General features: G+C 73.4%; 22 protein-coding genes and 2 pseudogenes. 7 read left to right on the top strand and 17 right to left on the bottom strand.

Going from position 1 to position 24993, the window contains the following annotated elements:
• Positions 1-103 precede the first annotated feature (103 nt).
• Positions 104-784 (bottom strand): annotated as a pseudogene (locus ACIRPK_RS03350) (aspartate/glutamate racemase family protein); the annotation flags it as partial.
• Positions 785-866: 82 nt separating this feature from the next.
• Here ACIRPK_RS03350 and ACIRPK_RS03345 point away from each other — a divergent pair.
• The 3 genes from ACIRPK_RS03345 to ACIRPK_RS03335 all read left to right on the top strand — a co-directional run bounded on the left by ACIRPK_RS03345 (position 867) and on the right by ACIRPK_RS03335 (position 4248).
• On the top strand, positions 867-1400 hold the full coding sequence (locus ACIRPK_RS03345) for a GNAT family N-acetyltransferase (RefSeq protein ID WP_403032213.1): 534 nt from the start codon (positions 867-869) through the stop codon (positions 1398-1400).
• Positions 1401-1403: 3 nt separating this feature from the next.
• On the top strand, positions 1404-2192 hold the full coding sequence (locus ACIRPK_RS03340; protein WP_403032210.1) for an MBL fold metallo-hydrolase: 789 nt from the start codon (positions 1404-1406) through the stop codon (positions 2190-2192).
• 478 nt (positions 2193-2670) lie between these two features.
• The gene (locus ACIRPK_RS03335) at positions 2671-4248 is read left to right on the top strand and encodes a hypothetical protein (protein ID WP_403032207.1); all 1578 of its coding nucleotides are present in this window, start codon (positions 2671-2673) and stop codon (positions 4246-4248) included.
• Between the two features lie 57 nt (positions 4249-4305).
• Here ACIRPK_RS03335 and fabG read toward each other — a convergent pair whose 3' ends face one another.
• The 3 genes from fabG to ACIRPK_RS03320 are packed head-to-tail and all read right to left on the bottom strand — an operon-like array spanning position 4306 to position 7453.
• Positions 4306-5064, bottom strand: coding sequence for a 3-oxoacyl-ACP reductase FabG (fabG, locus tag ACIRPK_RS03330; RefSeq protein WP_403032204.1), 759 nt, complete (start codon positions 5062-5064; stop codon positions 4306-4308).
• Between the two features lie 9 nt (positions 5065-5073).
• Positions 5074-6261 carry a thiolase family protein gene (locus tag ACIRPK_RS03325; protein WP_403032201.1) on the bottom strand — a complete coding sequence of 396 codons (1188 nt, stop codon included), beginning with the start codon at positions 6259-6261 and terminating at the stop codon, positions 5074-5076.
• A 28-nt stretch (positions 6262-6289) separates the two neighbouring features.
• Positions 6290-7453: an acyl-CoA dehydrogenase family protein gene (locus ACIRPK_RS03320; RefSeq protein WP_403032198.1), complete on the bottom strand. Its 1164-nt coding sequence runs from the start codon at positions 7451-7453 to the stop codon at positions 6290-6292.
• A 136-nt stretch (positions 7454-7589) separates the two neighbouring features.
• Between ACIRPK_RS03320 and ACIRPK_RS03315 the strand changes: the two genes are divergently transcribed.
• Together ACIRPK_RS03315 and ACIRPK_RS03310 are read left to right on the top strand one after the other, a co-directional pair.
• Positions 7590-8243, top strand: a complete 654-nt coding sequence (locus ACIRPK_RS03315; RefSeq protein ID WP_403032195.1) for a TetR/AcrR family transcriptional regulator — start codon at positions 7590-7592, stop codon at positions 8241-8243.
• Positions 8240-8509, top strand: coding sequence for a glutaredoxin domain-containing protein (locus tag ACIRPK_RS03310; RefSeq protein WP_403032192.1), 270 nt, complete (start codon positions 8240-8242; stop codon positions 8507-8509). The genes ACIRPK_RS03315 and ACIRPK_RS03310 overlap by 4 nt, the downstream gene beginning before the upstream one ends.
• Positions 8510-8514: 5 nt before the next feature.
• Here ACIRPK_RS03310 and ACIRPK_RS03305 read toward each other — a convergent pair whose 3' ends face one another.
• From ACIRPK_RS03305 to egtA, 10 genes are all read right to left on the bottom strand, one after another.
• Complete coding sequence (locus ACIRPK_RS03305; RefSeq protein WP_403032189.1) at positions 8515-9672, bottom strand: aminoglycoside phosphotransferase family protein; 1158 nt, start codon at positions 9670-9672, stop codon at positions 8515-8517.
• A 119-nt stretch (positions 9673-9791) separates the two neighbouring features.
• Positions 9792-10859, bottom strand: a complete 1068-nt coding sequence (locus tag ACIRPK_RS03300) for an RNA ligase (ATP) (RefSeq protein ID WP_403032186.1) — start codon at positions 10857-10859, stop codon at positions 9792-9794.
• Between the two features lie 115 nt (positions 10860-10974).
• Entirely contained in the window at positions 10975-12315 is a 1341-nt protein-coding gene (locus tag ACIRPK_RS03295) for a sugar ABC transporter permease (RefSeq protein ID WP_403032183.1), read from the bottom strand.
• Complete coding sequence (locus tag ACIRPK_RS03290) at positions 12312-13091, bottom strand: ATP-binding cassette domain-containing protein (RefSeq protein WP_403032180.1); 780 nt, start codon at positions 13089-13091, stop codon at positions 12312-12314. Before ACIRPK_RS03290 ends, ACIRPK_RS03295 begins: the two co-directional genes overlap by 4 nt.
• A 52-nt stretch (positions 13092-13143) precedes the next feature.
• Positions 13144-14247, bottom strand: coding sequence for a sugar ABC transporter substrate-binding protein (locus tag ACIRPK_RS03285; protein WP_403032177.1), 1104 nt, complete (start codon positions 14245-14247; stop codon positions 13144-13146).
• 147 nt (positions 14248-14394) lie between these two features.
• Positions 14395-15486 (bottom strand): nitric oxide synthase oxygenase, encoded by a 1092-nt coding sequence (locus ACIRPK_RS03280; RefSeq protein ID WP_403032741.1) that lies wholly within the window; start codon positions 15484-15486, stop codon positions 14395-14397.
• Positions 15487-15728: 242 nt separating this feature from the next.
• Complete coding sequence (gene egtD / locus ACIRPK_RS03275; RefSeq protein ID WP_403032174.1) at positions 15729-16697, bottom strand: L-histidine N(alpha)-methyltransferase; 969 nt, start codon at positions 16695-16697, stop codon at positions 15729-15731.
• A gap of 24 nt (positions 16698-16721) precedes the next feature.
• Positions 16722-17459, bottom strand: a complete 738-nt coding sequence (egtC, locus tag ACIRPK_RS03270; protein ID WP_403032172.1) for an ergothioneine biosynthesis protein EgtC — start codon at positions 17457-17459, stop codon at positions 16722-16724.
• The gene (gene egtB, locus ACIRPK_RS03265) at positions 17459-18781 is read right to left on the bottom strand and encodes an ergothioneine biosynthesis protein EgtB (RefSeq protein ID WP_403032169.1); all 1323 of its coding nucleotides are present in this window, start codon (positions 18779-18781) and stop codon (positions 17459-17461) included. Before egtB ends, egtC begins: the two co-directional genes overlap by 1 nt.
• Entirely contained in the window at positions 18775-20154 is a 1380-nt protein-coding gene (gene egtA / locus ACIRPK_RS03260; protein ID WP_403032167.1) for an ergothioneine biosynthesis glutamate--cysteine ligase EgtA, read from the bottom strand. Before egtA ends, egtB begins: the two co-directional genes overlap by 7 nt.
• Positions 20155-20471: 317 nt before the next feature.
• On the opposite strand from egtA, the gene ACIRPK_RS03255 reads away from it, so the two are divergent.
• Positions 20472-21029 (top strand): antibiotic biosynthesis monooxygenase, encoded by a 558-nt coding sequence (locus tag ACIRPK_RS03255; RefSeq protein ID WP_403032164.1) that lies wholly within the window; start codon positions 20472-20474, stop codon positions 21027-21029.
• 45 nt (positions 21030-21074) lie between these two features.
• Here the strand turns inward: ACIRPK_RS03255 and ACIRPK_RS03250 are convergent, their stop codons facing one another.
• The 3 genes and pseudogenes from ACIRPK_RS03250 to ACIRPK_RS03240 form a co-directional block, all read right to left on the bottom strand.
• Entirely contained in the window at positions 21075-21515 is a 441-nt protein-coding gene (locus ACIRPK_RS03250) for a GNAT family N-acetyltransferase (RefSeq protein WP_403032739.1), read from the bottom strand.
• Positions 21516-21611: 96 nt separating this feature from the next.
• Positions 21612-21965, bottom strand: a pseudogene (locus tag ACIRPK_RS03245) (GNAT family N-acetyltransferase); the annotation flags it as partial.
• Positions 21966-22040: 75 nt separating this feature from the next.
• Positions 22041-23204 (bottom strand): winged helix DNA-binding domain-containing protein, encoded by a 1164-nt coding sequence (locus ACIRPK_RS03240; RefSeq protein WP_403032161.1) that lies wholly within the window; start codon positions 23202-23204, stop codon positions 22041-22043.
• Between the two features lie 414 nt (positions 23205-23618).
• On the opposite strand from ACIRPK_RS03240, the gene ACIRPK_RS03235 reads away from it, so the two are divergent.
• Positions 23619-24993: glycoside hydrolase family 6 protein (locus ACIRPK_RS03235; protein WP_403032736.1), on the top strand; the 1375-nt coding region annotated here is incomplete at its 3' end.

Genomic DNA, 24993 nt, shown 5'->3' with positions numbered 1-24993 from the left:
GCCCCGCCCGCCACCGCCCCCCCCACCCCGCCCCCCGCCCCCGGCCCCGCCCCCCCGGCCCCGCCCCGCCCGGGGGGCGCCCCCCCGCGGCCCCGCCCCCGGGGGCGCCCGCCACCGCGGCTTCGGCGTGCAGGCGGGTGGTGGCGAAGACCGGGACCGGGCTGTCGGCGGGGGAGATCAGCAGTTCGATCTCGGTGCAGCCGAGCACGATGCCCTCGGCGCCCCGGGCGACCAGGTCCGCGATGACGGACCGGTAGGCGGCGCGGGACTCCTCGCAGATGACGCCCAGACAGAGCTCCTGGTAGATCACCCGGTGCACCAGGGCCCGGCCCGGGGTGTCGGGGGTCAGCACGTCGAGGCCGTGCGAGGCCAGCCGGTCGCGGTAGAAGGACTGCTCCATGGTGAAGGCGGTGCCCAGCAGGCCGACCCGGGTCAGGCCCGCCGAGCGGACGGCGAGCGCGGTGGTGTCGGCCAGGTGCAGCAGCGGGACGTCGACGGCGGCGGCCACCTGGTCGGCCACCTTGTGCATGGTGTTGGTGCAGATCAGCAGCAGCTCGGCCCCGGCCGCCCGCAACGCCCGGGCGGCGTCCGCCAGTACGGCCCCGGCCCGGTCCCAGTCGCCGGCCGCCTGGAGGCGTTCGATCTCGGCGAAGTCCACCGACCAGAGCACGCAGCGGGCCGAGTGCAGCCCGCCGAGCCGCTCCCTGGTCAGCTCGTTCAGCAGCCGGTAGTACTCGGCGCTGGACTCCCAGCTCATCCCGCCGATCAGTCCGATGACCTTCATCGCGCACCTCCTGTCGGCGCATCATCGCACCGGATCGGTAATGCGGTTGCCGTGGCCCGTCCGGTTCCCGTAGACCCGTCCCATGTTGCATGGAGAGCGAATCGGCCTGCGGGCCCGCCTGGAGCCGGATGTACCGGTACTGCACGAGGAGTTGTACGAAGATGTGCTGACCCGCTCGCGGGCGGACACCCGGCCCTGGCAGCCGACCCCGGCCGGCTTCTCGCCGTACGCGGTGGGGGAGGCCAGTGACGGCCACGCGGCCTTCACCGTGGTGGAGTTGACGACCGGTGAGGTGGTCGGGGAGGCGATCGTCTGGGGGATCGACGGCCACAACCGGCTGGCCCACCTCGGCCTGGCGGTGCGGCCCGGCTTCCGCGGGCGCGGGTACGGGGCCGAGGCGGTCCGGGTGATGTGCCGGTACGTCTTCACGGTGCGCGGCTTCCAGCGGGCCCAGTTGGAGACACTGGCCGACAACGAGCCGATGATCCGGGCCGCCGAGCGCGCCGGGTTCGTCCGGGAGGGGCTGCTGCGGCGGTCCGCCTGGGTGTACGGGGAGTTCCTGGACGAGGTGATCCTCGGGCTGCTGGCCGAGGACTGGGCGAAGACGGAGGGGTAGCGGATGCCGCACCCGGGGCTGGTGAGCGCGGGCGTCGAGGTGACCCCGCTGTGCGACGCGGTCGGACCGATGGGCGAGCAGATCGCCCGTCCGCTGCGCGAGCTGTTCGGCGGCCCGGACCACCCGGTCTGGGCCCGGGCGGACGCCGCCGGGTCCTGGGTGCTGCACTTCCACTGCTACCTGCTGCGCACGCCGGCCGGCCGGACCGTCCTGGTCGACACCGGCCTCGGCGGGCCGGACTCGCCCGCCGCGAGCTGGGCCCCGGTGCCGGGCGGGCTGACCGCCGAGCTGGCGGCGGCCGGGGTCCGGCCCGAGCAGGTGGACACCGTGGTGCTGACCCACCTGCACAGCGACCACGCGAGCGGCAGCCTGGCGGCGGACGGCCGCACCCCGGCGTTCCCGAACGCCCGCTACCTGGTCCAGCGCACCGAGCTGGAATGGCTGACGGCCACCGGCTCACCGCTGCTGGACGCCGTGGTGCGGCCGCTGCGCGCGGCGGGCTGCCTGGACGCCCGCGCGGGCGAGGTGGCGCTCACCCCGGAGATCGAGGTCTTCGCCACCCCCGGCCACACCCCGGGCCACCAGAGCGTGGCGATCGGCGGACGCCGGCTGGTGGTCGCCGGGGACGTGGTGCTGCACCCCGTCCAGCTCACCGACCCGACGGCCGGGTACCTGTACGACGACGACCAGGCCGCCGCGACCGGAACCAGGCAGCGGCTGCTGGCGGAGCTGACGGCCGGGCACGGCATCCTGGCCACCGCGCACTTCGCCGAGCCGTTCACCCGGCTCTGAGCGTGCGCCCGGCCTACGCCGACCCGCGCGCGGCCGGCCCCCGGGCGCCGGTCGGGTACGCCCCCGGTCCTCGCAGCCGACCCAGGGCCTGTCGTCGGACTCCCGCCTGCCCCACGACGCCCGGCACGCACCCTCGCCGCACCGGACGAAAGCCCAGGTACGACCCAGTACGAGGGCTCCCGCCCGGCACGCCGAGCGCACGCACCGGACGCCGCAGGCCCGCCCTTCGGGCGGCGGCGGGAGTCTGCCGGCAGGCCCCAGGGCCCACGGCGGGCGGATCCGGGTGGACGGCCCGGCCGGGCGGATCGCCGTCGGGTACAGAGACCGACCGGCACATGGTGCCCGGCCGGTAACGGGTGGCGGGTGATCACCACCCGCTCTGGCTCCGTCGGCTGAGCGCGTCGTAAGGTGGCGAGATCGTGGTGGCGGGCACCGCGACGGACGTCGCGCTGGCGACGGGGTGGGGCGGTGACCTGCGGTGGCTGACGTGACGGCGGGCGGCATCTGGCCGGGCGCGATGGCCGACCAGACCGCCCCGCGCGAGGTCTCGACCGGCTGGACCGGCAGCATCCCGGCGGTCCAACTGCCCAAACCCGCCGCACCGCAGGTGGTCGGCGGCGGGGCCCGGGGCCGGATCCTGGTGATCGAGGGCGGTTACGGGGCCGGCGGCCGCAGGCCCTGGGGGCGCGGTGCGGGCTCGCAGGCCCAGGTGCTCTCCGCGATGCTGGCCGGTGTCGCGCCGGGGACGCTGCTGGCCGCCGAGTCGGTCGACGCCGTGCACCTGCCGGGCGCCACCGACCCGCAGAGCGTGCTGGCGCACCTGCGCGCCGCCGCACTGCACCCGGGCCCGCTGCTGCTCCACCTCGGCGGCCACCTGGTCACCGACCGGCGCGGCGAGCACCTCTACCTGACGCTGCGTGACTCCAAGCCCGCCACCGTCCGGCAGGACGGCCTGCCGTGGCAGGCGCTGGCCGCCGAGCTCCAGCACCGGGGCGACCTGCCCACCCTGGTGATCGCCGACCTGAGCGCCGACCAGGCCGCCTGGCCGCTGGTGCAGAGCGCGATCTCCCCGCTCGCGGACGGCATCCCGCTGTGGGCCGTGGTCAGCCCCGACCCCGAGCAGATCGGCACCTTCTCCCGCGCGCTGATCGAGGTGCTGCACCGGGGCCGTCCCGGCGGCCCGGCGCTGCTCGCGCCCGAGCTGCTCCGCGACCAGGTGCACTCGGTGGTCCGGAACGACTCGATCATCCTGCACTCGCACCCCACCGAGCGGCCGTTCTTCCGCAACACCTCGCGGCAGGTCAACGAGGCGCTGCCGGGCGCCGCGTCCGGGCCGCGCCCGGCCGCCGTCCAGGTGCCGCCGAAGGGCCAGCAGCCCCGGCCGCCCAAGCCCCGCCCGGGCACCCCCGACCTCCCGCCGACCAAGCCGGCCGGGGTATCGCTGCGCAAGCCCGGGGTGCCGCCCACGCCCCGCCGGGTCGGGCCGCCGGTCTCGCTGCTGAAGGCGGGTCAGCACCCCGCCCCCGCCGCACCCCTGGTCAGCCTGGACAAGCGGCCGGCCCCGGTCTCCTTCGACAAGCCGACCCCGACCCCGGCTCCCACCCCGGCCGCCGACCCGGCCCCGGTCGACTACCGGGAGGCGATCGGCCGGATCGTCCGCTGCGCGGAGGCGGGCGAGCACGACACGGCCGCCGAACTCGCGCTCGACCTGGAGCGGTCCGCCGTCGCCGCGCACGGCCCGGTGGCCGTCGAGGTGCTCCAGGTCCGCCAGGTCCGCGCCCACATCGCCCGGCTGGCCGGCCGGCTGGCCCAGGCCGCCGAGGTCTACCGCGAGGTGGCCTTCAGCCTGCTCCGGTCCCGGGGCGCCGACGACCCCGAGACCCAGCAGGCCGCCACCAACGCGGAAGCCTGCTGGCGCGCCGTCGCCGACCGCACCGAGGCGATCCGGATGGCTCCCGAGATCATCGAGCTCCGCGCCCACCTCCCCGGCCCCGACGGGCGCAAACTCCGGGCCGCCGAACGCCACCTGAAGCAACTCGCCGCCGCCGTCCAGTAGCAGGGCACGGAAAACGCCGGGCAGGAGTAATCCCGCCCGGCGTCTCCGGAAGCAGCGTCAGCGGGCGCCGCCGTTGACGTAGAGGGTCTGGCCGCTGACGTAGGAGGCGTCGTCGCTGACCAGGAAGGCGACCACGGAGGCGATCTCCTCGGGCTGGCCGACCCGGCGGAGCGGGGTGCGTTCGGCGACCTGGGCCTGGTGGTCCTCGGCGGTGGCGCCGACGCGTTCGGCGGTGGCGGCGGTCATCGAGGTGGCGATGTAGCCGGGGGCGACCGCGTTGACGTTGACGTTGTACGGGCCGAGCTCGATCGCCAGGGTGGCGGTCAGGCCCTGGATGCCGGCCTTGGCGGCGGCGTAGTTGGCCTGGCCCCGGTTGCCGAGGGCGGAGCGCGAGCTGAGCGAGACGATCTTGCCGTACTTCTGCTTCACCAGGTACTTCTGCGCCACGTGGCTGCAGTTGTAGGCACTGGTCAGATTGACCGTCAGGACGGCGTCCCAGTCACTCTTGGGCATCTTGAAGAACAGGTTGTCCCGGGTGATCCCGGCGTTGTTCACCAGGATGTGCAGTGCGCCCAACTCCTCGACCACGGCGGCGAACACCGCCTCCACCGCGTCGTAGTCGGCCACGTCGCAGCCGTACGCCCGCGCGCTGCCGCCCTTGGCGGTGATCGCGTCCACGGTGCCCTGCGCGCGCTCGGCGGTCAGGTCCACCACCGCGACGGTGGCGCCCTCCTCGGCGAGCCGCAGCGCGGTGGCCGCGCCGATGCCCTGCGCCGCACCGGTGACGACGGCGACCTTGCCTGCGAAACGAGTCACGACAGCTCCCTAGACGTTCTCGACGAGTACCGCGGTGCCCTGCCCGACACCGACACACATGGTGGCCAGCCCGCGCCGGGCGCCGGTACGGCGCATCCGGTGCAGCAGGGTGGTGAGGATCCGGGCGCCCGAGCCGCCCAGCGGGTGGCCGAGGGCGATCGCGCCCCCGGACGGGTTGACCAGCTCCGGGTCGAAGCCCAACTCCCGGACGCAGGCGAGCGCCTGGGCCGCGAAAGCCTCGTTGAACTCGGCCTCCTCGACGTCCTCGACCGACCAGCCGGTGCGGGCCAGCACCTTCCGGGTGGCGGGGACCGGGCCGATGCCCATCACGTCCGGGTGCACCCCGGCCGAGGCCCCGGCCACGTAGCGGCCGAGCGGCTCCAGGCCCAGCTCGTGCAGGACCTCCTCGCTCACCAGCAGCAGCCCGGCCGCGCCGTCGTTCATCGGCGAGGCGTTGCCCGCCGTCACGGTGCCGCCGGCCCGGAAGACCGGCTTGAGGGCGGCCAGGCGCTCCAGCGTGCTGTCCTCCCGGATGCCCTCGTCCTGATCGACCGTCACACCGTCGGCGCGCAGCACGGGGAGCAGTTCGGCGTCGAAGTGCCCGTTCTTCCGTGCGGCGGCGGCCCGTTGGTGGCTGCGCAGCGCGAACTCGTCCTGGTCCGCGCGGCCCACCCCGTACCGGGCGGCCACCTCCTCGGCGGTCTCGCCCATGCTCAGCACGCCGTGCAGCTCACGCATCCGGGGGTTGGTGAGCCGCCAGCCGAGCCGGGTGTCGAAGGTCTCCAGCTTGTGCGGCAGCGCCTCGTCGGGGCGCGGCAGCACGAACGGGGCGCGGCTCATCGCCTCGCAGCCGCCCGCCAGCACGATCTCCGCCTCGCCGGAGCCGATCGCCCGGGCGGCGGTGGTGACGGCCTCCAGGCCGGAGGCGCACAGCCGGTTCACGGTGGCGCCGGGGACGGTCTCCGGCAGACCGGCCAGCAGCACGGCCATCCGGGCCGCGTTCCGGTTGTCCTCACCGGCCTGGTTGGCGGCGCCCCAGTAGACGTCGTCGATCCGGGCCGGGTCCAACTGCGGTACGGAGTCGAGCAGTCCGCGCAGCACGGCGGCCGACAGGTCGTCCGGGCGGACGGCCGAGAGGGCGCCGCGCAGCCGCCCGATCGGGGTGCGGCGGGCGGCGGCGAAGTAGACAGGGCGCACGTCGTTGGGCTCCTCAACCACGGGGGGATTAGAAGGCGTTGACGCCGGTCAGCGCACGCCCGACGAGCAGTTTGTGGATCTGGCTGGTGCCTTCGTACAGGGTCATCACCCGGGCGTCGCGCAGGTACTTGCCGACCGGGTACTCGTCGATGAAGCCGTACCCGCCGAAGACCTGGAGCGCGTTGTTGGCGGCCCGGACGGCGGCCTCGCTGGCGAACAGCTTGGCCACCGAGGACTCGGTGGCGAACGGCAGACCGCGCTCGATGTGGTCGGCCACCCGCCAGGTGAGCAGCCGGGCGGCGTCCAGCTCGACCGAGATGTCGGAGATCAGCTCCTGCACCAACTGGTAGGAGGCGATCGGCTTCCCGAACTGCTCGCGCTCCTTGGCGTAGCCGACGGCGGCGTCCAGGCAGGCCTGGGCGATGCCGACGCAGCCGGCCGCGACCGACATCCGGCCCTTGGCCAGAGCGGCCATCGCGACCGTGAAGCCCTTGCCCTCGGCGCCGAGCCGGGCGCTGTCCGGCACCCGGACTGCGTCGAAGGTCAGCTCGGCGGTGGCCTGGCCGCGCAGGCCCAACTTGCCGTGGATCTCCCGGCGTTCGAAGCCCGGGGTGGCGGTCGGGACCAGGAAGGCGGTGATCCCCCGGTGGCCCTGCCGCTCCGGGTCGCTGCCGCCGGTGCGGGCGAAGACCAGCGCGACCTCGGCCCAGGTGCCGTTGGTGATGAAGGTCTTGGCGCCGGTGATCAGCCAGTCGTCGCCGTCCCGGACCGCCCGGGTGGTCAGGTTGGCGGCGTCCGAACCGGTGCCGGGCTCGGTCAGTGCGAAGCAGCCGAGCGCCTCGCCGGAGGTCAGCCGGGGCAGCCAGTGCCGCTTCTGCTGCTCGGTGCCGTAGCTGTTGACCGACTTGGCAACGAGGCCGAGCGAGACCGAGACGATCCCGCGCACCGAGGAGTCGCCCCGGCCGAGCTCCTCCAGCACCAGGCAGTACGCCAGGTGGTCGCCGCCGCTGCCGCCGTACTCCTCCGGGATGGTCAGGCCGAGGAAGCCAACCTCGCCGAGCCTGCCGATGATCGCCCGGTCCACCGACTCGGCGCGGTCCCAGTCGGCGGCGAACGGCACGATCTCGCGGTCGGTGAAGTCGGCGGCGAGCTGCCTGACCGCGACCTGCTCCTCGGAGAGCTCCAGGTTCATGGCGTCCTCGGTGGGTAGGCTGGCACCGGCTAAAACTAGCGGTGCAAGTTTTGTCCGACTCTAGCCCGCCGTCGCGGGGCTGGGAAGAGCCGCCTGCGAGAATGCCCGGAACCCCACCCGACCGGAGGAAGCGACCATGGCCCGTCCGCGCACCCCGCTGCTCAGCCGCGAGCGGATCGTCGCGGCCGCCCTCGCCCTGGTGGACGCGGAGGGGCTGGCCGCGCTCTCCACCCGCCGGCTGGCCACCGAGCTCTCGGTCAGCGGCCCCTCGCTGTACAACCACTTCGCCACCAAGGACGAGCTGCTCGACGCCGTGGTGGACAGCGTGATGGGGGAGGTCGACCTGTCGATGTTCCGGCCGCCGGCGCCCTGGCGCACCGCGCTGCGCGACTGGGCCCGCTCCTACCGGGCGGCGCTGGCCGCCCACCCCGCGATCGTCCCGGTGCTGGCCCAGGGCCCGGGCCGGCGGCCGAACGCCCTGCGGCTGGCCGACGCGGTCTTCGGCTGCCTGGTCGCGGCGGGCTGGCCACGTGGCCAGGCCACCCGGATCGGCGCCCTGATGCGGTACTTCGTCACCGGCTCGGCCCTCGGCTCGTTCGCGGCCGGCTTCCCCGAGGACGCCGCGCTGTACACCGAGGAGTACCCGCACCTCGGCGAGGCGCACAAACTGGCCGAGCACCGGCGGCGGATCGACGAGGGCGCGTTCGAGACCGGCCTGGAGGCGCTGCTCGACGGTCTGGAACTACGCTACGGACGTACCGTCAACTCGACCCGGGGGAACGATCAGTGACCGATGACCAGGACGGCGTGGTCGTCTACTGGCGGCCGATGTGCACCTTCTGCATGAAGCTGCTCACCCAGCTGCGGTTCACCGACCTGCCCTACCGCAAGGTCAACATCTGGCGCGACCCCGAGGCCGCCGCCTTCGTCCGCTCGGTCGCCGACGGCAACGAGACCGTCCCGACGGTGACGGTGGCCGGGCACCCGATGGTCAACCCCTCGCGGAAGGAACTGCTGGCGGCGGTCCGGGAGCACGCTCCGCACCTGCTGGCCTGACCCGCTCAGCGGCAGGCCAGCGCGGCCCGGATCTCCGACTCCGGGTCGCCCTGGTGGTAGACCCGCTCGGTGGCCTCGATGCCGTCCAGGAACTCCTGGTAGCGGACGGCGTAGCCGAGGTGCATCAGCGGCTCCGCCACCTCCAGCGCCCTGGCCGGGTCGGAGTCGGGGACCTGCTCGCGCCAGGCGTCGATCCAGAGCCGGCGGACGGTCGCCCAGCGCTCCTCGCCGAGGAAGTCCTGCGGGCGCAGGCCGTCGACGGCGGGGTGACCGTAGTAGCTGTCGGAGAAGTCGACGATCACGTTGCGGGTCCCGTCGAACCGCCAGTTGCCCGGGTGGAAGTCACCGTGCACCAGCGTCTCGGGCAGCCCGCAGGACGCCAACTCCTCGATCAGCGCCGGAAGGTCGGCGAGCAGCCGCTCGGCGGCGGCCCGCTCCTCGGCGGTCAGCACGACCCGGGGGAGCAGCGCCGCGAACCGCTCGGGCAGGGTGCCGGGAGTACGGTCCGGGAGTCCGTCGCGCTGCCCGGCCAGCGCGGCCTGGGCGGCCACCAGCCGGGGTACCGCGGTCAGCATGGCGTCCTCGGGCAGGCCCCAGCAGTCCACCCCCGGCAGGTGGCCGAGCAGCAGCCGGCCCTCGGCGGCGGCCAGCACCGGCGGCACCAACTCCGGGTCCACGGAAGCCAGTCGGGTGATCACCTCGGCCTCGGGGACGGCGAAGGCGGGCGTGGTCTTCAGCCAGACCGGCCCGTCGGCGGTCGGCAGCCGGTACAGGCCGGAGAGGTTCCAGCTCTTCACCTGCTCGGCCGGGCCGGCCGCCCGCACCGTTCCGGCCGCCCAGGCCAGCGCGGACCGCAGCCCGGCCGGGGTGGCCCACGGTGCCCGCAGCGGGTCCTCACCCACCGTCAGGGCCGAGTCGGCGAGTTCGACCTCCGGGAACCGCAGTGCCTCGGCGTGGTACGCGACCGAGCCGCCGTACCCGGTGTCGGCACTGTCGTGCGTCAGCAGGCGCAGTACGTGCACCGGGACGTCCAGTCGCCGCGTCAACTCCTCCGCCACCGGGGCGATGTCGTGCCAACGCGGCGTCCCGACCGGGAACGGCCCGATCTCGCCGAGCTGTTCACCCTGGTACGTCACCAACACCGTCACGCTTCGCTCTGTCACCTGCGAAGTTTCGGCCCCGCCGGCCCACCCGGCAACTGATTTAGACCCACCGGCAATTGGTGGGCGGATGAACGACCCACGCACCCCGGCGCCGCCCACCAAGTGCCGGAGGGTCTTGCCTACTCGTACTCGGTGCCGCCCTTGCGGGTCAGGTACGCGCCGCTGACCACCTTGGCGATCGCCCGGCCACCGGTCACCGGGCTGTATCGCTCGACCACCGGCCGGACCACGACGCCCTCCCGGATGTGCAACTCCCGCCCGGAGAAGGTCTCCCGGCCGTCGGCCAGCGCCAGCACGGTGTCCGGGTCGAACGGGCCGCTCCACAGCTGCGGCACCAACGGCAGCTTCCCGGCGAGCAGTTCGGTGGCGTCCAGCCAGTGCAGCTCACCGTCGATGACGGCCGAGACGTCGAAGGCCGCGTACCCGGGCAGCTCGGTGCGCCCGGACTCCCCGTAGCTGAGGTCCTGCACCCCGACGCCGAACACCTCGCCGAAGATGCCGATCCGGCTGGCGCCGAGCCGCTCCGCCAGCTCGGCGGCCACCGCCGGGATGCCGTGCGCGCGGACGCTGCGCCAGTACAGGTTGAGGTCGTCCTCACGGAGCGCCAGCCGCTGCGCGCCGATCCCCTTCGAGGAGACCTGGACGGCGCCGGAGCCGGCGTGGAACGTGACCAGGCAGCAACTGCCGTGCAGCTTCTCGGAGACCACCACCGGCTCGCCCGGCTCGAAGACGTCCGGGAAGCGCTTGAGGTTCTCGATGTCCACCCAGGGCAGCAGCTCGGGCGCCGACTCGACCTCACCGCTCATGCCGACCGGGATCGGCGGCACCCACTTGGTGATGCCGAGCAGCCCGGCGAAGTCCGCCCCCTCGGCGACGGCCTCGGCGAGGTCGGTGCCGGCCAGCGCGGCGGGGCGGCAGACGATGCCCTGGGAGAGCTCACCGCGCAGCCGGACCGCCTTGACCCGGTCGCGGGCGCCGCCCGCGAGCTTCCCGGTCAGGCCCAGCTCCTCGATCAGCGCGGGCGGCAGCACCGCCTGTTCGGGGATGTAGACCGCCAGTTCCCCGGTCCGGTACGCGCCCTTGGCGACCACCGCACGGTAGAGGCTGACCTGGGCCAGCTCCAGTGCGTCGGCATTCGGGTGCTTCAGGATGGTCAGCCGCTCGGCCGTGACTCGCAATGTCGACATGGTGATTCCTCCCCGGATGGTGAACGGGGATCACTCTCGCCGTTGCGGACCGCCGCACGCGACAGGTTTTCGGGGGCCGGCGGATGCCGGCCCCCGAAGACCGACGACGGATCGGTCAGGCGCGCCCGGCCGCCCGTTGGGTGCGGCGGGACAGCGAGTCGATGACCACGGCGGCCAGCAGGACCGCACCGGTGATCATGAACTGGATGGCGTTGCTGAGGCCCTGGATGTTCATCCCGGACTGGATCGAGCCGATCACCAGCGCACCGAGCAGGGCCGACCAGGTGTTGCCGCGTCCGCCGAAGAGGCTGGTGCCCCCGATGACGGCGGCCGCGATCGAGTTCATCAGCAGGTTGCCGCCACCGGAGGTCTGGCTGGCGGACTGGATCTGGGCCGACAGGAACAGACCGCCGACCGCCGCCATGGTGGAGGCCACCATGAAGACCGAGATCCGGATCCAGGAGATGTTGATACCGGCCCGGCGGGCACCCTCGATGTTCCCGCCGAGGGCGAAGATCTGCCGCCCGTAGCCGGTCCGGCGGAGCACGAAGTCGAGCACCACGATGAAGAGCAGGAAGATCAGCAGGGCCAGCGGCAGGCCCTTGTACTGGTTCAGGGTGTACGCCACCAGGAAGGCGAGCACGGCCAGCACGCCGGTGCGGAGGGCGATGTCGCCCGGCGGCCGGTACGGCACCCCGGCCCGGCGCCGCCGCGAGGTGTCGATCAGGGCGGCGGCGAGGAAGAGCAGTACAGCCGCCGCCGCCAGGCCGTACGCCGCGATGGCCTGGCCGTAGATGGTGGTGTAGAGCCGGGAGACGATGTCGTGGCCGGACAGGTTGACGGTGCCGTTGGCGCCGAGGATCTGCAGCATCAGGCCGTTCCAGGCCAGGTTGCCGGCCAGCGTGACCACGAACGCGGGGACGCCGATCTTGGCGAAGAAGAAGCCGTGCACCAGGCCGACCACGGTGCCGCCGACCACGGCGGCGAGCAGGGCCACCCACTCGTTGACGCCGTGCGTCACGTTCATCACGGCGAAGATCGCGGCGCACAGGCCGCTGACCGAACCGACCGACAGGTCGATCTCGCCGAGCAGCAGCACGAAGACCACGCCGATCGCGATCATGCCGGTGCCGACGATCTGCTGCGAGAGGTTGGAGAGGTTCTGCGCCGACAGGAAGCTGCTGTTCAGGCTGCCGAAGACGGCCCAGATGACCACCAGGGCCAGCACCACCGGCAGCGAGCCCAGCTCGCCGCTGCTGATCCGGCGCCGGAACTCGCCCAGGTAGCCCTTCACGCCCTCCTGACGGACGATCAGGCGTGGGTCGACGGCCGGGATCGCCTGGGCCGCGACCGGGACCGGGGCGTTGACCCCGTCCTTGGACATCGCGTCCTCGGGCAGCGGGTTCCGTCGGGAGCCGTTCCCCGGCTCGGGGGTGTTGGTGCCGTCCGCGCTCATTCCTCGCCCTCCGTGCCACGGGCCCGACGGCGGGTCACAGCATTGTCCGTGGCGCCGGTGATGGCCGAGATGATCTCTTCCTGACTGGTACTCCGGCGGTCGAAGAAGCCGTTGTTCCGGCCCAGCCGGAGCACCGCGATCCGGTCCGCCACCGCCATCACGTCCGCCATGTTGTGGCTGATCAGGATGACGCCGAGGCCCTGGTCGCGGAGCCGCTCGACCAGGTCCAGGACCTGGGCGGTCTGTTCCACGCCCAGGGCGGCGGTGGGCTCGTCCAGGATGACGATCTTGGGCGAGCCGATCAGCGAGCGGGCGATCGCGACCACCTGGCGCTGACCGCCGGAGAGCGAGGCGATCGGGATCCGCACGCTGGGGATCCGGATGGAGAGGGTGTCCAGCAGGGTCCTGGACCGCTGCTCCATCCGGACCTCGTCCAGCACGCCGAACCGCTTGAGCTCGCGGCCGAGGAACAGGTTGCCGACCACGTCCAGGTTGTCGCACAGCGCGAGGTCCTGGTAGACCGTGGCGACGCCCAACTGCTGGGCGTCCTGCGGGCGGTGGACGGCCACCGGCCTGCCCTCCCACTCGATGACGCCCTCGTCCGGCTGGTTGACCCCGGCCACCGCCTTGACCAGGGTCGACTTGCCGGCGCCGTTGTCGCCGACCAGGGCGACCACCTCGCCCGCGTTGACCTCCAACTCGATGTCGGTGAGCGCCTGGACGGCACCGAACCGCTTGGAGACCCCGCGCAGTGCGAGCACGGGCGAACCTGTCACAACAACCAACTCCCTTGCCCCGTACCGGATTCGACCTGAGTGACCGGTGCGGCTACTGGAGCCCGGCCGCGGTGCACGCGGCGGCGTAGTCGGGCGTGCAGATCTGGGCCACGGTGTAGAGGCCGTCGGCCACCACGGTGGTCTTGACGTTCTCCTTGGTCAGCACCACCGGCGTGATCAGGTTCGACGCCACCTCGGTGCCGCTGCCGTTGGTGGCCTTGGTCGGGGTGAGCGACGGCTCCAGGCTCTTGCCCTGGGCGAACTGCACGGCCATGGTGGCGGCCGCGTCCGTCTCCGGCTTGAACGGCTTGTAGATCGACATGGTCTGGGTGCCCGCCAGGATCCGCTGCACCGCGTCCAGTTGGGCGTCCTGCCCGGTCAGCGGGACGCTCAGGCCGGCCGCCTTGAGGGCGGTGGCGATACCGGCGGCCATGCCGTCGTTGGCGGAGTAGACACCGACCACGTTCGGGGCGCCGAGCGCGGTGATCGCGGCGGCGGCCTCCTGGTTGGCGTTGTTCGGGTCCCAGTTGGGCGTGTCGTACTCCTTGCCGATGGTCAGCTTCCCGTCCATCGCGCTGTGCGCGCCCGCCTTGAACTGGGCGGCGTTCGGGTCGGTCGGCGAGCCGTTGATCATGATGATCTTGCCGCTGGACGCCTTCGGGCCGACCGCCGCGACCAGCGCCTGGCCCTGGAGCTGGCCGACCTTGTTGTTGTCGAAGGACACGTACGCGTCCACCGGGCCCTGGGCCAGCCGGTCGTAGGCGATCACCTTGACGCCGGCGTCGTGCGCCTTCTGCACCGAGGACTGGATCGCCTTGGCGTCCACCGCGTCCAGGATGAGCACCTTGTCGCCCTTGGTCAGCGCCGTGTCCACCTGGGTCTGCTGGGTCGCCGCGTTCTCGTTCGCGTTGTAGTAGTCGATCTGGGCGTCCGGTGCCAGCGACTTGATCTTGGCTTCGATCAGGGGCCGGTCGAACTGCTCGTACCGGGTGGTCTTGGTCTCCGGCAGCAGCAGGCCGATCTTGACCGGCCCGGCCGCCGCCCCCGACGAGCTCGTCGAGCCCGTGGACTGTTTGGCGCTGCCACAGGCGGCCAAGCCGAGGCCGAGGGACACTGCGGTGGCCGTTACCACGATGCGACGAAGGCCGAGTTTCATAGGAAATGCCTCTCCGTTCGAGCTCACCCCCGCCTCCGAGTCTGGGAAGCCGAGCCGCTCGCCGCGAACGGAACTGCGCCGTACGGGCAGCCGGACACCCCACTCGGCGGACGGTCCGCCGGGTGACCGGGTGTCAGGGCCCGCTGCTCAGCGCGGCAGGAAGGCCGGTCGGAGGTCCGGTTCCACCGGGTCGTAGTAGCGGTGGTAGACCGGGGTGAGGCCGCCGGAGACCGGCGGCACGATCCAGCTCCAGTCGGTGGGGGTGCGGCGGCCCAGCCGCTCCTCCTGGGCGATGTGCTTGAGGAAGCGCTCGGACTCGGTGTGGTGGTCGGCCATCGTCACGCCCGCCTCCTGGAACGAGTGCAGGACGGCGATGTTGAGCTCCACCAGGGCGCGGTCCCGCCACAGCGTGCGGTCCGAGGAGGTGTCGAGGCCCAGCCGGGCCGCCAGCACCGGGAGCTGGTCGTAGCGGTCGGCGTCGGCCAGGTTCCGGGCACCGATCTCGGTGCCCATGTACCAGCCGTTGAACGGGGCGGACGGGTACCGGACGCCGCCGATCTCCAGCGCCATGTCGCTGATCGCGGGCACCGCGTACCAGCGCAGCCCGAGCTCCGCGAACCACGCGTGCTCGGGGTGCCGCAGCGGCACCTCCAGCACCGCGTCCTCCGGCACCTCGTACCACTGCGGCTCGTCCTGCTCCCGCCGACGGACCATCAGCGGCAGCACCTCGAACCGCTCCTCGCCGCCCTTCCAGCCCAGCTCCCTGGCCTGGGCGGCCAGGGCGGCCCCGGCCGGGTCGCCGACGCCGGAGGGGTGGCCGGCGTAGCGGACCAGCTGCTGGTTGACGATCCGCGGCGCGGGCCGGTCCGGGCGGTCGGGGGCGAAGACGGTGATCACCGGGCGGATCCGGCCGCCGTTGGTGGCCGTGCGCAGGTGCTCGAAGCACTGCTCGGCGATCGCGTCGGGGGAGTCGAGGTGGCGCCGGTCGCGGACCACCAGGCTGCGCCAGTAGAGCCGGCCGATGCAGCGGGCGGAGTTCCGCCAGGCCACCCGGGCGCCGAAGACCAGTTCCTCGGCGGTGTGCTGGTAGCTGCCGGTGCGGTCGATCTCGGCGAGCACCTGACGGATCCTCGGCGCCGGATCACCCGCGCCGGCCCGCTCCTGGTGGAACTGCCGGACGAAGGCGACCGCCTGCCCGGCCGTTGAGGCGTCGGACGGCCCGGACGGCGGCTCGGGCACCGCCGGGGCGCCACCGTACGGGCAGCGCGGGGCGGCCGGACCGGTCGAGGCGGTGACGAGCCGGGCGGACTTGCGGGTGCGGAGCCGACTGAAGATCAAGGACACATCCCTCCCACCGACATGGGTACCGGAGGTGACGTGCCGGGCGCGCGGAGTGCGGCAATCCCACCTCCTCCGGTGTGATCAGCCGCTAAGGTGCGCGCGGAGCCGGGCCCCGCGCCGGAGCACGGGGCCCGGGAGCGCTACCGGGTCGCCAGCGAGAGCCCGAACCGGCCCGCCCGGTCCGTCCACCAGGCCGACAGCTCCAGCCCGGCCGCGCCCAGTTCGGCCGCCACCCGCTCGCGGCGGAACTTGGCCGAGATCTCGGTCCGCAGCTCCTCGCCGCGCTCGAAGTGCACCGGCAGGTCGAGGTCGTGGATCTTGACGGTCTGGGCCACCCGTGAGCGCAGCCGCATCTCGATCCACTCGTTCTCGGCGTCCCAGAGCGCCACGTGGTCGAAGAGCTCGGGGTCGAAGTCGCCGCCCAGCTCCCGGTTCAGCACGTCGAGCAGGTTCTTGTTGAAGGCCGCGGTCACCCCGGCCGCGTCGTCGTAGGCCGCCACCAGGGTGTCCGGGTCCTTGACCAGGTCGGTGCCGAGCAGCAGCGCGTCGCCCGGCTCCATCGCCTCCCGCAGCTCGCGCAGGAAGACCGCGCGCTCCTCGGGCAGCAGGTTGCCCAGCGTGCCGCCGAGGAAGACCACCAGGCGGGGGCCCTGACCGGGCGGCAGGCCCAGCCGCTGGGTGAAGTCGGAGACCACCGCGTGCGTGGTGAGCGTCGGGTAGTCGGCGGTGAGCGCCTCCGCGGCGGCCGCCAGCGCGCTCTCACTGACGTCCACCGGGACGTAGGTCCGCAGGGTGCCCAGGTCGCGCAGCGCGTCCAGCAGCAGCCGGGTCTTCTCCGAGGAGCCCGAGCCCAGTTCGACCAGGGTGCGGGCGCCGGTGGCGGCCGCGATCTCGGCGGCCCGGTCGGTCAGGATCTCCCGCTCGGCCCGGGTCGGGTAGTACTCCGGCAGCCGGGTGATCTCCTCGAACAGCTCGCTGCCCCGGGCGTCGTAGAACCACTTCGGCGGCAGCGACTTCGGACTCGCGGTCAGACCGCTGCGCACGTCGTGCCGTAGCGCGTGGCTGAAGTGGTCGGCGGCCAGCAGACGGGTCAGCTCGTAGGTCTTCACAGCAGTGTTCCCTTGCTCGGTCGGTCAGGTGAGGGAGGAGACGGTGACGCCACGGAGATCGGCGAGCAGCACGGAGCGGTCCGGCAGGTGCTGCCAGTCCGGCAGGTCGTCCGAGGGCTCGGAGGCGACCAGTAGCGAGCCGGGCCCGGTGCGGTAGCAGAGGGTGTCGCCCCAGCTGGTGGCGGCGATCGAAGTGCCGTCGGTGAGCAGCAGGTTGAGCCGCCCCTCGGTGTGCTTGGCGGCCTCGTGCACGGTCGCGGTCAGCGCCTCGTCCGGCCCGGCGCCGTCCCGCAGGTGGTGCAGGGCCAGCGCCCAGAGCAGGGCGGAGTCGGTGCGCGCGGTGAGCCGCAGGAGCTCGGCGGGCGGCAGCAGGGCCGCCAGCCCGGCCAGCCCGTCCGGCCAGCCGGGCAGCGCGCCGTTGTGGCTGAACAGCCACCGGTCGGCGGCGAACGGCGCCGCCGCCGCCTCACCCGCCGCGCACCCGGCGGTGGCGGACCGGACGGCGGCCAGCACCGCGCCCGAACGCACCACCCTGGCCAGGTCGGTGAAGCCCTCGTCGGCCCAGATCGGCCCGGCCCGCCGGTACCGGGCCGGGACCGGGTCGCCCTCGGCGTACCAGCCGACGCCGAAGCCGTCCACGTTGACCGTGCCGTACTGCTGCAGCCGGGGCGCCCAGGATTGCCGGTAGAGCCCGGCCGGCGGGGCCACCAGCAGCTCGTTCAGCGTCACCGGGCTTCCCAGGTAGGCGAGATGACGGCACATCAGCCCGCCTCGGCGTCGCGCGCGGTCCGGAAGCCGGCGAAGATCTGCCGCCGGATCGGGTAGTCCCAGTTCCGGAAGGTGCCCCGGCTGGCGACCGGAGCGGCGGCGAAGCAGCCGCCGCGCAGCACCTTGTACTCCGGGCCGAAGAAGACCTCCGAGTACTCCTGGTACGGCCAGGCCCGGAAGCCCGGGTAGGGGGTGAAGTCGCTGGCCGTCCACTCCCACACGTCGCCCATCAACTGCCGTACGCCGTAGGCGGACTCGCCCTCGGGGTAGCTGCCGACCGGTGCGGGCTGCAGGTGGTGCTGGCCCAGGTTGGCCAGCTCGGCGGTGGGCTCCCGGTCCCCCCACGGGTAGCGCCGGGAGCGGTCGGCGGCCGGGTCGTGCCGGGCGGCCTTCTCCCACTCGGCCTCGGTCGGCAGCCGCCGCCCGGCCCAGCGGGCGTAGGCGTCCGCCTCGTACCAACCCACGTGCAGCACCGGCTCGTCCGCCGGGACCGGCTCCAACGCGCCGAACCGGCGGCGCAGCCACTCGCTCCCGTCCCGCTGCCAGTACAGCGGCGCGAACAGCCCGGCCTGCTGCCGGTGCGCCCAGCCCTCGGCCGTCCACCAGCGCGGGTCGTCGTAGCCGCCGTCGGCGATGAACCGCTGGTACGCGCCGTTGCTCACCGGGGTGGTGTCCAGGTGGAAGGCGGGCACCTCGACCCGGTGGGCCGGGCGCTCGTTGTCCAGCGACCACGGCTCGGTGTCGGTGCCCATGGTGAACGGGCCGGCCGGGACCAGCACCTCGGCGGGCAGCGGCCCGGTCGCGGTGACCGGTGGCGGCGGGGCGGTGAGCGCGCCCTGCCCCTTGCGGAGCTGATGGGTGATCAGCATGGTCTCGTCGTGCTGCTGCTCGTGCTGGACGATCATGCCGAAGGCGAACCCGTCCCGCAGCAGCGGCACCTCACCGTCCAGCGGGGTGGCGGCGAGCAGGTCGAGCACCCGACCGCGCACCTCGTGGGCGTACGCCCGGGCCTCCGCCGGCGGCAGCAGCGGCAGCCTGGGGCGCTCGGCCCTGGGGTGCTCGAAGGCGTCGTAGAGCGGGTCGATCTCCGGCCGCATCGGCTCCCGGCCGCCGACGTTGCGGAGCAGCCAGAGCTCCTCCTGGTTGCCGATGTGGGCGAGGTCCCAGACCAGCGGGGACATCAGCGGGGAGTGCTGGGCGGTCAGGTCGTGGTCGTCCAGCGCGGTCAGCCCGGCGGTGCGCTCGCGGGCGGTGAGCAGCTCGGTGGCGATCCGCTCGCGCACGGTCTCGGTCTCGCGGTGGTCGGTGTTCAGCATGCTGCGGTCTCCAGGGCGTGGGGAAGGGCGCCGGTGCGCAGGGCGTCCAACTGGTCGTCGGCGGGGCAGCGGCCACGGGCCGGGTAGCGCTCGGCGAAGTCGGTCAGCACGGTCCGCAGCCGGGAGCGGCCGCCACGGGCCTGCTCCCGGCGGGCCAGCGCCTGGTCGGCGGCGCCGAAGCAGGCCAGGGTGGCCCGGCGGAGCTGCGGGTCGGTCAGCGCCAGGGTGGCCGCTCGGTGCCACAGCTCGGTGCGCGGCGGGTGACGGTCCCCGTGCGCCGGGGCGCCCAGCGGTTCGAGCGCCTCCGCGGTGGCGTCGGCCGCCACCGGGTCGTCCAGCAGTGCGCCGACCAGGGCCAGCGGCACCTGCCAGCCCTCGCCCGGCTGGGCGTCGATCATGCGCAGTTCGAGGTGCCCGCGCGGCCGGACAGGAGGGAACAGGGTGGTGCGGTGGTAGTCCAGGTCGGCCAGCGTGGGCGGCCGCTCGCCCGCACCGCGCAGCCAGCCGCGGAAGGTCAGCCCGGCCGGGGCGGTCCACGGCAGCCCGTCCGGGCGGCGGACGCACAGCACCTCGGCGTCCAGCACGTACTCGGCCCAGCGCTCGCGCGGGTCACCGGTGAACCGGGGGGCCAGCGTGCGGCTCGGGTCCATCCGGGACCAGACCAGCTGGCGGGTGGACCGGTAGCCGGTGGGCCGGCCGTCCAGCAGCGGCGAGTTGGCGAAGGCGGCCACCAGGACCGGGCCGAGCCGGTGGGCCAGCTCCCAGCGCCGGGCGAACTCGTGCGTCCCGGCGCCGGTGCCCGCGTCCACGCAGACCTGGGCGGAGGCGGTGCCGGTCATCATCACCCGGCCCCAGGGGCCGACCCGGTCGAAGTGCTGCTCCATCGCCAGGTAGCGGGGGTGGTCGAGCCGCATCAGGCGCTCGCGGCCGAGCGGGTCGGTGCCGCTGCCGGTGAGCCGGAGCCGGTGGGCGGCGAGGGCGGCTCGGAGGGTGGCCTGATCCCGCAGCATGGTGTCTGCACACTCTTCGGGGTCGGCGGCGGGCGGGGAGCTGAGCTCTACCTGTCCGCCCGGTTCGTAGGTGAGACCGGTGCCCGAGGGAAGCAGCGGGGCGGGGTCACCCGGGTCCTGATGGGTGGGGAGTGCGGAGAGTGCGTCGGCCAGACGCCGCGGGTCAACCGTTAACTCCGGACAGTCGCCGTCGTGGACGAACCACTCGGCTTCCACCCCGATCAACCGGGGAGGTCCGATCTTGAAACAGATGCCCGCCAGATGGCTCAGCGCGGCGGACTCGGTCAGCGGCAGCGGTGTCTCCACCGCCTGCTGTTGGGGCGCGGACTGCGCGGGCGCCGGGTTGGGGCGTAGGGGTATCACCGGACTCACCATTCCTTGGTCAGTGATTCGAGGCCCGGGGTTCCTGCTCAGTCTGCAATGGAACAAACCTCGGCGCCGAACAGAACACGCCAAACCGGGGACCGATCCGGTCAATCGCCGATCACCGGCCGATCGTGACGGAGCGTGTCAAGGCCGGAACCGGACGGCCGGGCCCGGGCCGTCCGGCGGCTTGGCGGAACCGCCGACCGGGCGGGCGCCCGGCCGCTCCGGGGCTGTGTCAGTGGACCACCCGTCAGGGGTTTCACCCCGCGCCGCCGGCGCATAGGCTGCGGGTTGATCAAGGGGTCGAGGGAGCCATGAGCACGGACGAACGGAACGGTGAAGAGGTCACCCTCTTCGTGGCCCGCCGGGTCGACCCCGGGCACGAGGAGCAGTTCGAGAGCTGGGCGGAGGCCATCCTGCGGGCCGCCGCCGACCACCCCGGCAATCTGGGCACCGGCCTGCTCCGCCCGGCCGGACCGGCCGACCCGTGGCACCTGCTGCTGTCGTTCCAGGACGCCGAATCGTTCCGCGCCTGGCAGGAGTCGCCCGCCCGGGCCGCCTGCTTCGCCAAGGCCGACGGCCACCACGTCGAGGTGGCCCGGCGCGAACTGCTCGGCATGGAGGGCTGGTTCGCCACCACCCCGGCCGGCGCCCGACGCACCCCGGCCCCGCGCTGGAAGATGGCGATCGCCTCCACCCTGGCGATCGCCCCGCTCACCACCACCGCCAACTTCTACCTCACCCCGCACCTGGCCACCCTCCCGGTGCTGGCCCGCTCGCTGATCCTGGCCCCGGTGATCAGTTCGCTGATGACCTACCTCGCCCTCCCGGTCGCCACCCGGGTGCTGCGCCGCTGGCTGTTCCCGGGCTGACCGGTGCCGGGCGGTGCTACGGGGCGAACCCTGCCGTGCCCGGCACTAGGACCTGCCGGGGAGGATCATCCACTTCTCCGGGTCCGCCAGCGGCTCGAAGCCGACCCGGGCGTAGACCTGGTGGGCGTCGCCGGTGGCGAGCAGGATGCGGCGCAGCCCGTACGGTGCGAGGTGGTCCCGGACGGCGCCGGCCAGGGCGGTGCCGAGCCCACGGCCCCGGGCGGTGGGTGCGACGTAGACGTCGCAGAGCCAGGCGAAGTCGGCCAGGTCGGTGATCACCCGGGCGTAGCCGAGCTGGGCGCCGGTGGCGGAGTCGTACGCCCCGAAGTTGAGCGACCCGGCGATCGCGCGGTCCTGCTTCTCCCGGGTGCGGCCGAGCGCCCAGTAGGCGTCCTCGGACAGCCACCGGTGGATCAGGGCGGCGTCCAGCCGGGCCGGGTCGGTGGAGATCTCGAAGCCGTCCGGCCGCAGCGGGGCCCGGAGCAGCTCCAGCCGGCGCCCGGGGTCGCGGGGGTGCGGCCGGTGCTCGCCGGTGGGGCGGAACCCGGCGCGCAGGTAGAGGCTCCGGGCGGGGGCGTTGCCCTCACCCACCGTCAGGGAGACCGTCGCCGCCCCTTCGGACCTGGCCCGGTCGAGCACGGCGGCCACCAGGGCGTCGCCGACCCCGCGTCCGCGCTGCGCCGGGTCGACCCACATCGCGTCGAGCCGGTGCCCGGCCGGGTCCGCCAGGGACGAGGCGAGGCCGACCGGGTGCGCGTCGTCCCAGGCGATGAACCAGCCGCCGGACGCGATCCGCCGCTGCCAGAACTCGGCCGGCTGGTCCTGCTCGCGTTCGAGCGTCGAGCCGAACGCCTCCGGATCCTGCGCCAGCGCGCGCAGGCGCACCGTCCGCAGGGTCTGCCAGTCCTGGTCCGTCACCGTTCCCACTGTCACCATGCGCCCCATGGTGCCCGGTCGGCACCGTCCCGGACCAGCGGTATTTTCCGGCGGCGCAGGAGCCCGACGGCGGGGTCAGCCCGTCAGCCGGCGCTCCAGCGGGGTCCGGAAGCGTGGGGTGACCCGGGCCGGGCCGAGCCAGCCCGCGAGCCGGTCGGCCTCGGCGTCGACCGCCGCGACGGCTTCGCGGGGGAGCGGTTCGAGGGCCTCCCAGCGGAGACCGCCGTCGGCATGCTGGGCCCAGCCGCCGACCACCCGGCCGTTCCACCAGACGGTCGGGCCGATGTTCCCGGAGCGGTCGATCAGGTCGGCCCGGTGGGGGACCGGCAGGTACCAGTCGCGCTGCTGCCAGCCCATCGGGGCGGAGTCGAGCGAGGGGAGCAGGGCGGCCCACGGGGCGGGCTCCGGCAGCGGGTCGAGGTCGTCCGGGAGGGCGTGGCCCTCGCCGCAGTCGAGGTCGACCGGCACCGCGCCGCAGGCGGCCAGCGCCGCCCTGACCTCGCGGACGCCCCAGCCCGTCCACCAGCGGACGTCCTCGGTGGTGGCGGGGCCGAAGGCGGCCAGCCAACGGCGGGTCAGCTCCGCCTGCGCCTCGGCCACCGGGACCCCGGGCAGCGCACCCTGGACGGCCCAGCGGTGCTGCCCACTGGTCCAGCCGCCGACCGGGCGGCCCCGGACGATCTCGTTCTCCATCCCGAGCACCCGGAGCAGCCGGACCCCGACGGTCTGCCTGGCCTCGTACGGCTTGCCCACCGCGACCGTGATCGCCTCGCGCAACTCAGGCACCAGCTCGCCGAGTTGGCTGCCGGTGGCCTGGCCGGCCGCGGCCAGGGCGGCCAGCGTGCGGCGCTGCACCCCGGCCAGCCAGTCGGCGTCGAAGCCGCCCTCGGCGGCGAACGCGAGCAGCCCGCGCCGTTCCTTCTCGGCCACCTTGCGGGTGGTGGAGGCGTACAGCACCGGGGCCAGACCGGTCGGCACGACGAACAGGGTGTGCCGCATGCCGTGCATCCGCACCAAGGTCCGGTCCTGGTACAACGCCCGTTCCAGATCGGCCGGTTCGGGCCGGGTCAGCCGGGCGGCGGTGGACAGGAAGACGGACGCGGGGTCGGTCGCGTGCAGGGCCACCAACGCCTCGGCGACCTGCTCCGCGGAGGCGGCCCGGTGGGCGGGGGCGAGGAGTTGACGGGCCGCCAGCCGGGCGCGGCGCTGCCGGTCGTCGATCCTGGGACGGGCGGTCATCGGGCGGCCTCCGAGCTGGGTGGGACTCCGAGGCTCTCACGGGACACCGTCAACTCCGGTTCGGGAGCGCTCCCATGGGGAGTGCCGTGTTCACTTGCTGAAGTCGGTCAGAAGGCTTGACGCCTCCGCACCTTCATGGGTTGATATGCCGTGAGCTCAGGGGCCGCCCTGAGATGCGGGGAGTCGTTCACCCGTCGAGTCGGTCAGGCAGTACCGCCCCCATCCACCGTTCCTCGCAGGGCCAGCCGATTCCGACACGGTGGGAGCGCTCCCACGTTGGGCTCGACTCTCCCGCTCCTCCGCCCCACCGGATCTCCCCCACCCGAAAGGAATCCGCACGTGTCAGGACAGCTCCTCCGCCGCCTCCGAACGGCCGCATTCGCGACCGCGCTCGGCGCGGCGACCCTGCTTCCGATGGCGAGCACCGCGCACGCCGCGACCCCCAAGGTCGACAACCCCTATGTCGGCGCCGGCGTCTACGTGAACCCCGAGTGGTCTGCCAACGCCGCTGCCGAACCGGGTGGTTCGGCCGTCTCCAACCAGCCGACCTACGTCTGGCTGGACCGGATCGCCGCGATCAGCGGCTCGAGCAGCTCGATGGGTCTGCGGGCCCACCTGAACTCCGCCGTCAGCCAGGCCACGGCCGCGGGCAAGCCGTACGTCTTCCAGGTGGTCATCTACGACCTGCCCGGCCGGGACTGCGCCGCGCTGGCCTCCAACGGCGAGCTCGGCCCGACCGAGATCGGCCGCTACAAGACCGAGTTCATCGACCCGATCGCCGCGATCCTGGCCGACCCGGCCTACGCGAACCTGCGGATCGTCACCACGATCGAGCTCGACTCGCTGCCGAACCTGATCACCAACGCGGGCGGCACCGCCACCGCCACCCCGGCCTGTGACGTGATGAAGGCCAACGGCAACTACGTGGCCGGCGTCGGCTACGCGCTGAACAAGTTGGGCGCGATCTCCAACGTCTACAACTACATCGACGCCGGGCACCACGGCTGGCTGGGCTGGGACTCCAACTTCGGCCCCACTGCGAGCCTGCTCTACCAGGCCGCCAACGCCTCCGGCTCCACCGCCGCCAACGTTCACGGCTTCGTGGTGAACACCGCCAACTACTCGACGTTGAAGGAGCCCTACTTCACCATCAACGACACCGTCGGTGGCCAGTCGATCCGGGGCACCTCGAAGTGGGTGGACTGGAACCGCTACGTCGACGAGCTGTCGTACGCCCAGGCGTTCCGGGCCAAGGCGGTCGAGGCCGGCTTCCAGTCGAACGTCGGCATGCTGATCGACACCTCCCGCAACGGCTGGGGCGGCGCCAACCGGCCGACCGGCCCGGGCCCGCAGACCAGCGGTGACGCGTACGTGGACGGTGGCCGCCTCGACCGCCGGTTCCAGACCGGCAACTGGTGCAACCAGTCCGGTGCGGGCCTCGGCGAGCGGCCCACCGCCGCGCCCGAGCCGGGCATCGACGCCTACGTCTGGGTGAAGCCCCCGGGTGAGTCGGACGGCGCCAGCAAGGCGATCGCGAACGACCAGGGCAAGGGCTTCGACCGGATGTGCGACCCGACGTACACCGGCAACCCGCGCAACAACAACAACATGTCCGGCGCGCTGCCGGACTCGCCGCTGGCCGGTACCTGGTTCTCCGCCCAGTTCCGTGAGCTGCTCAAGAACGCCTACCCGCCGGTGGGCGGTGGCACCGGTGACACCGTGGCCCCGTCCGTTCCGGCCGGGCTGGCCGCGAGCGGGGTCACCGCCTCGGGTGCGACGGTGAGTTGGG

Origin of the sequence: Kitasatospora sp. NPDC101801 (assembly GCF_044766665.1) — a bacterium.
Taxonomy (GTDB): Bacteria; Actinomycetota; Actinomycetes; order Streptomycetales; family Streptomycetaceae; genus Kitasatospora.
This window is presented reverse-complemented; position numbering and strand designations above follow the sequence as displayed.

Bases quoted from the DNA above. Each gene is read 5' to 3' on its own strand.
- ACIRPK_RS03345 (WP_403032213.1), top strand. From the start codon at position 867: ATGTTGCATGGAGAGCGAATCGGCCTGCGGGCCCGCCTGGAGCCGGAT.
- ACIRPK_RS03340 (WP_403032210.1), top strand. From the start codon at position 1,404: ATGCCGCACCCGGGGCTGGTGAGCGCGGGCGTCGAGGTGACCCCGCTG.
- ACIRPK_RS03320 (WP_403032198.1), bottom strand. From the start codon at position 7,453: ATGAACCTGGAGCTCTCCGAGGAGCAGGTCGCGGTCAGGCAGCTCGCC.
- ACIRPK_RS03315 (WP_403032195.1), top strand. From the start codon at position 7,590: ATGGCCCGTCCGCGCACCCCGCTGCTCAGCCGCGAGCGGATCGTCGCG.
- ACIRPK_RS03300 (WP_403032186.1), bottom strand. From the start codon at position 10,859: ATGTCGACATTGCGAGTCACGGCCGAGCGGCTGACCATCCTGAAGCAC.
- ACIRPK_RS03295 (WP_403032183.1), bottom strand. From the start codon at position 12,315: ATGAGCGCGGACGGCACCAACACCCCCGAGCCGGGGAACGGCTCCCGA.
- ACIRPK_RS03285 (WP_403032177.1), bottom strand. From the start codon at position 14,247: ATGAAACTCGGCCTTCGTCGCATCGTGGTAACGGCCACCGCAGTGTCC.
- egtC (WP_403032172.1), bottom strand. From the start codon at position 17,459: ATGTGCCGTCATCTCGCCTACCTGGGAAGCCCGGTGACGCTGAACGAG.
- egtB (WP_403032169.1), bottom strand. From the start codon at position 18,781: ATGCTGAACACCGACCACCGCGAGACCGAGACCGTGCGCGAGCGGATC.
- ACIRPK_RS03255 (WP_403032164.1), top strand. From the start codon at position 20,472: ATGAGCACGGACGAACGGAACGGTGAAGAGGTCACCCTCTTCGTGGCC.
- ACIRPK_RS03240 (WP_403032161.1), bottom strand. From the start codon at position 23,204: ATGACCGCCCGTCCCAGGATCGACGACCGGCAGCGCCGCGCCCGGCTG.